Raw genomic sequence first — 8,206 nt, 5'->3', positions numbered from 1 at the left:
GTTTCCCTCGCTTTTATCCGCATTATTCTTAAAAGATACTAAACAGGCTCTAAGGAATAGAACAGTTGAGTATCTTGGAACCCAGATTGACTATCCACATTTTCTTGGTACATTTACAAGTTGGTTGCATAACTATGTTGCTAATCCTTTTATTCATATTATTACCGGATACAGAAATAAAGAGACATTGGATCATAGTTTTCGATTAATAGAAACGGAATGTACAAGTGATTTTCTTTTTTCATTTCAAACTAAGTACTTTTATCAAAGCCTTAACAAAATAAGAGCGAATCAATTTCATTTTGATTTGAAGAATAAAAAATATATTTATGATGGATTTATATATAATGGGCAAAATTTGTTGGATGAAATGTTATCTGAAGCTTCGTGGAGGAAAAAGAAACTTGATGAATTAAAGTATACTTTTTGGAAATCAGGGTTTGCTACTTATGAAGACATTGAGTTGATTTCCTTGTATTTGTTACAAAAGAGAGCAGATATAGCTCGTTGTATTGCCGGTAGATTTCCGGTATTGCTGATAGATGAGTGTCAGGATTTATCATATATTCAATTACAAATCTTGAAATGCCTTCATTCACATGGAACTATAATTCATTTGGTTGGGGATTTAGATCAATCAATTTATGAATTTCGAAACATTGTTCCAAATGATACGAAAGAATTTATAAAGGGTATCTCAATGAAAGAAATGCGGTTGACTGCCAATTATAGAAGTAATGATTCAATTGTGTCTGCATCAATGTTTTTATTGGATAAGAAAAAGTATATAGTTGGAAAACGAGAACAATCAGTGGAAATGCCGTTGATAGCATTACTTTATAAAAAAGGAGAGGAAGGTAAATTAATTTCAAAATTTGAAAGCCTGGTTAATGAAAATAAGCTTGACTTACATAACAGTAGAATTATAGTTCGAAATAATAGCTTAAGGAATAAAATATACGGCAGGAAAAAAGAAAATAAGTCGGTTAATATTATTGAAGACTATGCAAGAGTATTATTTTATCATTATAGTGGTCATTCTGTTGGTGATTTTCAATCAAGCATTCTGTGTTTAGCAAGAGCTATTCACAGATCTTTTTTTAAATCTGTTGAACATTCAAATAGTAAAAAACTTTATAAACCTGTTTTAATGGAAGATAATGAATGGCGGCAGATTATCAATAAGGCGAAACATGAATTGATATCTTGTGAAAGACTAAGAAATTTTGATTTAACCTGAAAAGAATGGAAAAAGTCATTGCAACAAATTTTAGTAGACTGTATAGTCTATAATGGGCAAAAAGTAGAGCCAGATTTAGGATCGATTCGAAAAGGCTGTTCTCAGAACAAGATAAAAAATGATATCGGAAATGATGTAAATGAGAATTTTAATTGTTCTGTTGAAACTATTCATAGTTGCAAGGGGATGAGTTTAGATGCAGTATTATTTATATCTGCATATAGTCACTCAAGAAATACCAATGAAAGTGGCTCTCATTGGTATGATTGGTTTGCAACAAAAAATGGGGAAGTTAGAGAGGGGAATAGGTTAGCTTATGTAGCTTTTTCTCGAGCAAGACAGTTACTCGTTCTTGGTATACCAAATCCTGATAGTTCTCCGATTGATATGGAACATAAAAAGATATTAACTGATGCGGGATTTAAAATTGTTTTGATTTAAGAAATATTTTGATAGATGTTTTTTATTCTATACAGATAGATCATTTTGAGTGGATTTTAATATAAAATTGAAACTAAGCTTTATCAAGATGGGAGAATCGTAATATGCCAAAATCCGAAAACCAGAAACAAAAACTCCTGTATCTTCTGAAATTCTTCTACGAAGAAACGGATGAAGAGCATACTCTCACCGTAAATCAGATGATTGACAAGCTGGAGCAGAACGGCATCTCAGCTGCGAGACGTTCTATCTATGATGACATCCGAACTTTGCAAGATTTTGGAATAGATATCGTTATGCGAAAGAGTAAGACCTGCGAATACTTTTTAAGTTCAAGAATTTTTGAAACACCGGAACTGAAAATTCTCATTGACAGCATACAGTCTTCCAGGTTCATCACAAAAAAGAAAAGTGAGTCCATTATAAAAAGACTGAAACAGCTTGCAAGCAAACCACAGTCACGTAAATTTTCGGGACAAATATATATTTATGACCGGATAAAAAGCATGAATGAGTGTATTCTCTACAATGTGGATACGCTGCATAATGCAATTGCAGAAAATCGAAAAGTCACGTTTCGATACTTTGATTATAATATAAAAAGAGAAAAAGTTTTCCGCAAAAACGGTGAATTGTATTCTGCCAACCCTCTTGCACTGACCTTTGATAATGAAAATTATTATCTGATTGTATACAATGAGAAGTATGAAGATTACGTTCACTATCGTGTGGACAAGATGACAAATATTGAAATCAGCACGGAAAAAAGAATCGTACCTGATGAAAAATTTAATGCGGCAGAGTATGTCAAACCGATGTTTTTTATGTTTGATGGTGAAGTGGAACGTATTACTGCTTTATTTCATATATCATATCTGAATGTTATCATTGACCGTTTCGGAGATAATGTGATTTTACGTGAAACGGAAGACGAAGAATGCTTTCAAGTAACTTTTAAAGCGGCGGTAAGTCCAACTTTTCTTTCATGGATAATCGGATTTGGTGCAGGAGCTTTGATTCTCTCACCGCAGTGGGTTGCAGATGAAGTAAAAAATCTTGCGCTGGAAGCTGCGGAAATGTATGAAGATAATATCTGAAAACATTCATTGTACTGTTTATAGTACACATGACATGATATAATTATCTCAACATCTGAGGAAACAGCAGTTCACAGGTGAAATGATGTAATGTTAGGAGAATGAAAATATGAATACCGAAAAAATGTCTCAGGAGCAAAAATATCTCTGCATCGATCAATTTGAAGACAGAACAATAAGAGTTAGTGAGATAATTAAAATGGACGGGTGTGAATTTTTATATCTGGATTGTGTCAATGATGAAACGCAGATTCGTGTTAAGATGGTTTTAGATAATCCATCATCTGTAACATTGCGCTTTGGCATAAAATCAGTCTCTGAAGAAAAAGTAGCAGAGATCACATCGTATATTAACGAAAATATGCATGTTTCAGGTGATGGTACCGCCCGTTTTGATGAATTTCCTGAAGTGATAAAAGCATTGATATTAGTATTGGGAAAGGTAAACTTATAAGAAAGTATAAAATATTTTGAGGTGACAAGTTATGTCAATAATGATAGAAAATTTAAACGCACAGACAATAACGCCGGCAAATGGCAGAAATCCCAGGCAGCTTTATGAACATCAGGTTGATGCTGTAAAAAATCTGAACGCAATAAACCGTAAGGAAAGCTTTAGAACGCTTCTTGTTCTTCCGACAGGCGGCGGCAAAACATTGACAGCTGCATATTGGCTTTTAAAGAATGCAGTAGACAAGGGGAAAAAGATCCTCTGGCTTGCTCACAGACATCTTCTGCTGGAACAAGCTGCGGAAGCTTTTGCTCGAAATGCCTATACGAATGATATGGTAAACCGCACTGTTTTCAATTATCGTATTATTTCCGGTATGCATGATAAGCCTATACATATAAAGGAAGATGACAATATTATCATAGCAAGTAAAGACAGTATTGTCCGTAGTCTTAATCGCCTGGACGAATGGATTTCAGGAGAAGAGATCTATCTTGTAATTGATGAAGCACATCATGCGGTTGCAAAATCATACAAGAAGATAATTCAGTATGTAGCAGACCATACAAAGTCTATGAAACTTCTTGGACTTACAGCGACGCCATTTCGTACTTCTGACGACGAGCAGGGAGCTTTGAAGCAGATATTTACTGATGATATCGTTTACAAAACTGACCTTGATACACTGATAAAAAAAGGAATTCTTGCAACTCCTGTTTTTGATGAATATAAAACCGATATAAAATTTACAGAACATCTTGGTATCAATGCTTTGAAAAATATTGAGAATCTGGATATCATTCCGGAGGATATTGCTGAAGATATTGCCGGAAGCAAAGAACGTAATAGTATCATTGTAAATAAGTATTTTGAAAACTATGAAAAATACGGTCCGACTATTGTATTTGCGTTGAATATAAATCATGCTATTGCACTGAACGCTCTTTTCAATCAAAAAGGAAAGAAATATGGCATCAAATCTGAATTCATTATTTCTTCTGTGCGTGATGCGATAACGGGAATAACGCTTTCTAACAAGGATAATGAAGAAAAAATAGAAAAGTATCGAAATGGTGAGATTCAGGTGCTTATCAATGTGAATATTCTCACAGAAGGAACTGATTTGCCTAAAACTCACACAGTATTCCTTACCCGTCCAACTGTTTCCACAACCCTTATGACCCAAATGGTTGGACGAGCTTTGCGAGGTCTGAAAGCAGGTGGTACAAAGGAAGCATATGTAGTTAGCTTTGTTGACGACTGGAATGACAAGATCGCATGGGTAAATCCTGAAACGCTTACCGAAGCTGAATACCATGAAAAAGAAACTGATAACGAAAAGAGAAATAACAATATGCGTCTGGTATCGATCGCAAAAATGGAAGAGTTTGCGCTCATGGCTGATGCAAGCGTTGATACATCCGCTCTGGACAGTATTGCTCCCATTGAACGTATACCACTTGGAATGTACGTGTTTTCTACCTTTGAATGCAATTATCAGATACTGATTTACAGCAGTACGCAGGCGGCTTACAGGAATCTGATAAAAGACTTGCCAAATATCATGTGTAATTATGCAATAGAAGATGAAACAATTTCAGAATACAAGCTGGAATCAATGAAAAATTACTGCATCAGCGAGTATTTTGATGAGCATATAATACCATCTTGCAACCCGAAAGACATCGAACATTTGCTGCAATTCTATGCTCAGAAAGAAGTTGAACCATTATTTATTACCTTTGATGAGATAGACAGAAAAAAGCTTGATGTTTCTGATATTGCCAAAAAGATTTATGATGAAGATATGCGCAGGAGCGAGAAAAACGAATATATTCAAAGCATCTGGAACGAAGAGGGAAGCATTATTCCTATTTATTATACAAACCTTTATTTCTTTAAGAAGATGATAGATCTTGAACTTGATAAGCTGGATGGAGATATTCAGGTAACATCAATGGAACCGCAGAGTGAAGCAGAACTTCGCAATATTGAGCAATTTCCTTTACAAAAAATTATTGAAACATATCAGAAATATGGCATTGAACTAAAAGAGTCTATCTTTGAAAATTCAAGAAATAAGTATGGGGATTATGTATGTGCAGGTTGCGGAGAAGTATTTCGAACTCGTGAGTTTCTTCAGGTAGATCATATTATTCCTATGGCAAAAGGCGGTCTGACAGTTCAGGAGAATTTGCAGGTACTGTGCAGAACGTGTAATATGCGTAAAAGTGATAAGTAATGACTGATACAAAATATAAAATCACACCGCAAGATGTAGCCGTATATTTATTTCTTGAAAATGCATCGCATAAAAGAGAAAACGAGGTATTATGGGATTTATTTGAAAATCACCATCAGATGATCGTCCGGGATTACTGCAAATCTTATTTACAGTTTAAGCAGAGTGTAATGAACTTGCTTAATATTTATGCGCTTGATGATGCATCTTATAATGAAGCTGAACGTATTCTTCAAGAGATAGAAAATGCAGAGTTATATTCCGATGAGGAGGTCGATTGCTTTGCTGCTTATTTTAAGCTCATCTGGCTACAGCTGATGTATTCCGGGATTTCTTATCGAAAAATGAAACTGAGGAATTTGCTCAGGGATTTTGGTTATAAACGCAGAACAACTTTACTGATACATAATATACAACAGGCAATAGATAATTTGGGTTTAAGAATATATCTGAGAGGTTATGTATCATGTGATATGTGTGATATTAGTCTTGATGATATGATTGTTATAAGGCTCATAAACTGAATCATAAATGTTAGAATTATTATGAGGAAAAATTCATCTATAAAATTGTTTTTGATGCTTCCGTTTAAGGTAAGTTGCATTGTGATATCAGTAATAGTAAGTTTATAGTGCAAGGCTTTTACAGGTCTTGCACTTTTTGTTATCAAATGTTTTTCTTGACTTGCTGTACAAAAAATAGTACAATGAAATCGGAAGATAATTTTGTATGCCAGATAAATTTTGAAAAAACAGGAGGAAAGCCATGCCGTCATCAAAAGCAAATATCATCTGTCTGTTGCAAATTCTATGGGATTATTCTGATGCAGAAAATATACTCAGTATGAAGGATATCAAGTCGAAAATGAAACTGCTGTATGATAGAGAAATTGACCGCCGGACAGTTTATGATTGTCTGAACGCACTAAATCAGCTCGGATACGATATTTCCATGTTTGAAGAAAATAAAGAGGGATATTATCTGCGGGAAAGAATATTTGATGTCAGCGAAGTCAGATTGCTGATGGACAGTGTTTACGCAAATAACACAATTCCAGCCAGGCATTCTATGGATTTGATTCAAAAACTGCAAAATCTGTTGAGCAAGCCAAAACGTAAATTATATAACTCTCTGATGATTTGCCGTGGTCATACGAAAACGCCCAATAAGGAAACTTTTTATAATATTGATATGTTAGACAAAGCCATTGCTGAACAAAAGAAAGTATCATTTATCTATACGGAATATGGCTTTGACAAGAAACTGCATCAGAAAGGCAGTCATCGTCACATCGTTAGTCCTTACAGTATGGCGATCTATGATGGGAGTTATTATCTGATCTGCGGCTGGGACGGTGTAGAAGAACCTCATCATTATCATATCAGCAGGATAAAGGATATTCAGCTTATGGAGGAAAAATCACAACCTATGCCTGCTAATTTTCATTTAGATGAATATATACAAAATGCAGTATTTATGTACAGCGGAAAACCTGAACGAATCAAAATGAAGTGCCACAAATATATTCTTGATCAGGTTATCATGCGGTTCGGGACGGATATTCAGATTATGCCTAATGATGATGAAACTTTTACAGCATCGCTTTATGCCAATCCGAACGGTATGTATGTCTGGGCATTACAATTTCTGGATACCTGTGAGATACTTCAGCCGCTAGCGCTGAGAGAGCGGATTTGTAAGGTTGTGGGAGATTCACCTTATAAGTAAGTGTGTACGGATTTTTGTACAGGCGAGTGTGCTATAATATAAGCAATCCAAATGAAGCAAATAAGGAGTATAGATTATGGGTAATTCATTATTTTTAGAAAGATTAAATGATAGTTGGGCAGAAAAATACAAGCAAGGAACGCTTCTTGGTCAAGGAAGAAGATTTTGGCATGAAAATTGGACTGGAATGCATGAAATAGAAATTATTCAAACAAAAGGCGAAAAGGTTACTATAAAATACTTGGAAGATGATCACAAAGAAACATGGACACTGGATAATCTTTATATTTTTGATAAAGATCATGTTGCAAGGATTTATCAGAATGCTATTGATTATGGAAAAATATCTAAGGTTAATTTTAAAGATGTTGAATTGAATACAGAGGGTATCTATATTCTTCATAATGACAAGTGTGACGATAAACATGGCTATTATGTTGGACAAGCAAAGCATATTGGTTGGAGAATGCTTGATCATAATCATAAAAGTGGTCACCAGGATATTGAAAAGGCAATTGCACAGGGAAGTCATTTCTCAATAAAGATTGTAAAACTGGAAGGAAGCGGATATAACAACCTCAATGCGCTTGAAGCTGCTTTTATTGCATATTTTAAAAGTTTTCATAAATTTGGAGGAGGTTATAATAAAACAAGAGGAACGAACGGACCAGGAAATACTTGTACAGGAAAACGAGTTATAGCAATAAACGATTCGGAAAAACAAGAATGTTTGGTAGAGCAAAATTACAGCTCAGATAAAATAAAGGAGATATGTATCGAATTTTCACAGTGGGTAGAAGAAGAGATTTCTAAGAATGGTGTAATTGCCAGAAAATCTGTTTTATGCAAGTTGGATGAATTAGGAATATGATATTTGTACAAAACAGAGAATTTTCAAAAATTCGCTCGAATCTTCGGAAACACGCTTGGCAGTATGATATGATTTTACCAGTCTTAGAGCCTGTTTAGTATCTTTTAAGAATAATGCGGATAAAAGCGAGGGAAAC

At 34.6% G+C, this 8,206-nt stretch carries 8 protein-coding genes; all 8 read left to right on the top strand.

All coding sequences use genetic code 11. The annotated features are described in order from the left end of the window. Window positions 1–1,240 (top strand): UvrD-helicase domain-containing protein (locus QZ375_RS12920; protein WP_295219667.1); only part of this gene is annotated, 1,240 nt, incomplete at its 5' end. 18 nt (window positions 1,241–1,258) lie between these two features. Further along, a complete protein-coding gene (locus QZ375_RS12915; protein ID WP_295219666.1) occupies window positions 1,259–1,681 on the top strand; it encodes a 3'-5' exonuclease in 423 nt (140 codons plus the stop codon). A 104-nt stretch (window positions 1,682–1,785) separates the two neighbouring features. Further along, a complete protein-coding gene (locus tag QZ375_RS12910) occupies window positions 1,786–2,778 on the top strand; it encodes a WYL domain-containing protein (protein ID WP_295219665.1) in 993 nt (330 codons plus the stop codon). Between the two features lie 109 nt (window positions 2,779–2,887). Then, complete coding sequence (locus tag QZ375_RS12905; RefSeq protein ID WP_295219664.1) at window positions 2,888–3,232, top strand: hypothetical protein; 345 nt, start codon at window positions 2,888–2,890, stop codon at window positions 3,230–3,232. 31 nt (window positions 3,233–3,263) lie between these two features. After that, entirely contained in the window at window positions 3,264–5,471 is a 2,208-nt protein-coding gene (locus QZ375_RS12900) for a DEAD/DEAH box helicase family protein (protein ID WP_295219663.1), read from the top strand. Further along, a complete protein-coding gene (locus tag QZ375_RS12895; protein ID WP_295219662.1) occupies window positions 5,471–5,995 on the top strand; it encodes a hypothetical protein in 525 nt (174 codons plus the stop codon). The genes QZ375_RS12900 and QZ375_RS12895 overlap by 1 nt, the downstream gene beginning before the upstream one ends. Before the next feature lie 241 nt (window positions 5,996–6,236). Next, the gene (locus tag QZ375_RS12890) at window positions 6,237–7,199 is read left to right on the top strand and encodes a WYL domain-containing protein (RefSeq protein WP_295219661.1); all 963 of its coding nucleotides are present in this window, start codon (window positions 6,237–6,239) and stop codon (window positions 7,197–7,199) included. Window positions 7,200–7,275: 76 nt separating this feature from the next. Continuing rightward, window positions 7,276–8,070, top strand: a complete 795-nt coding sequence (locus tag QZ375_RS12885) for a GIY-YIG nuclease family protein (protein ID WP_295219660.1) — start codon at window positions 7,276–7,278, stop codon at window positions 8,068–8,070. The last annotated feature ends 136 nt before the right edge of the window (window positions 8,071–8,206 follow it).

The sequence above is a fragment of the Ruminococcus sp. genome, from assembly GCF_019417665.1.
Lineage (GTDB): Bacteria > Bacillota > Clostridia > Oscillospirales > Ruminococcaceae > Ruminococcus_C.
The sequence above is the reverse complement of the archived record's forward strand: the minus strand, read 5'-3'. Positions and strand labels throughout refer to the sequence as shown.

Coding starts and splice junctions, on each gene's coding strand:
- QZ375_RS12885 (WP_295219660.1), top strand. CDS start 7,276: ATGGGTAATTCATTATTTTTAGAAAGATTAAATGATAGTTGGGCAGAA.
- QZ375_RS12910 (WP_295219665.1), top strand. CDS start 1,786: ATGCCAAAATCCGAAAACCAGAAACAAAAACTCCTGTATCTTCTGAAA.
- QZ375_RS12890 (WP_295219661.1), top strand. CDS start 6,237: ATGCCGTCATCAAAAGCAAATATCATCTGTCTGTTGCAAATTCTATGG.
- QZ375_RS12905 (WP_295219664.1), top strand. CDS start 2,888: ATGAATACCGAAAAAATGTCTCAGGAGCAAAAATATCTCTGCATCGAT.
- QZ375_RS12895 (WP_295219662.1), top strand. CDS start 5,471: ATGACTGATACAAAATATAAAATCACACCGCAAGATGTAGCCGTATAT.
- QZ375_RS12900 (WP_295219663.1), top strand. CDS start 3,264: ATGTCAATAATGATAGAAAATTTAAACGCACAGACAATAACGCCGGCA.